General features: G+C 32.7%; 1 pseudogene. It reads left to right on the top strand.

Annotation, left to right across the window (positions count from 1 at the left end):
* Positions 1-128: 128 nt before the first annotated feature.
* A pseudogene (locus IQ234_RS20750) lies at positions 129-1,104 on the top strand (IS5 family transposase).
* Positions 1,105-1,342 lie beyond the last annotated feature (238 nt).

Here is a 1,342-nt window from a genome sequence, read left to right as displayed (position 1 = left end):
ATATTAGACCTCTTGCATAATTTTTTTATGGTATAATATAAGGTTTTGCTTTTTTCTCAATTCTTAGATTGAAGTGGAAAAAAGAATAAAATGTGATCTTAGGTCAGGAAATCATCTATAATTTTGCTATGTTTATTAGCAAAATTATGGATTATCAAAACTTATCAGATGAACAATTCAAACGCCGTTTCGGTGTGTATAAACAAACATATAGAAAGATGGTAGAATCAGTAAAAAGTGTTGAAGCCGACTCTAATTCAGCGTTCGGCTGAGCTCACGCCGAAGCCATCTAAAAGGGGACCGAAACCTAAACTATCTATAGAAGAACAAGTTTTAGTAACGTTAGAATATTGGCGAGAATATAGAACATATTTTCACATTGGTACAAGCTGGGAACTATCAGAATCAACTATAGTCATTTCAATTAAGATTGAGAATATCAATTCCAGAGTTCATCGGGATTTTGTCGGTCTAGACTGTATCAGACTTATCTGAAATGACTATATATGTCGGATTGTAAATAAGACGGAAAAAATGCTTTTACAATCGGGAAACTTCCGTTTAAAAGGAAAAAAAGCTTTACTCAATCAAGCAGAGATACCGGTCGTAACGGTAATGGATGTAACGGAAACTCCCATTGAACGCCCCCAAAAGAAACAGAAAGATTTTTTGGGGGGTAAAAGAGGTTATCATACTTTAAAATCCCAATTAGTAGCTGATCAAAATACAGAGGAAATTATCTGTGTCTTTTGTGGGAAAGGCAGAGGTCATGATTTTAGTTTATTTAAAAAAAGTCGAGTTCGTTTTCATCCTTTAACTACCAGCATAGAAGACAGTGGTTATCAGGGAATAGCTGCATACCATAGTAATAGTTATACACCGAAAAAGAAACCGAAAAATAGAAAATTAACAGAGTTAGAAAAAGAGTATAACAAGGCTTTAGCCAAAGAAAGGATTATCATTGAACATATAAATAGGAAACTCAAAACCTTTAAAATCTTATCCTGTAAATATCGGAATCGTCGTCGAAGATATAGTTTAAGAGTTAACTTGTTGGCGGCTATTTATAACTGTGAGTTAGGGATAGGTATAGCAGCTTCTTAAAAGTTGCCTAAAGATTAATCAAGTCAAGGAGAATTTATTCTCAATTATAAAAATTGAGATAGTTTGTGCCGCTTAAATAAAGAGGTTTTGATAACCAAATTAAAGCAGCTCTAAAGAGTTTTGAGTTAAAAGTTAAACTTCAAGTTTTCATTCAGGACGAATGTACTGATTAACTAATTTTTTGGGGAAAATTAGTTAACCCATCATTATAACATATAATTAATTTGCAAGAGTTCTA

It is taken from the genome of Microcystis aeruginosa LEGE 91341, assembly GCF_015206885.1.
GTDB classification, from domain to species: Bacteria; Cyanobacteriota; Cyanobacteriia; order Cyanobacteriales; family Microcystaceae; genus Microcystis; species Microcystis aeruginosa_H.
This window is presented reverse-complemented; position numbering and strand designations above follow the sequence as displayed.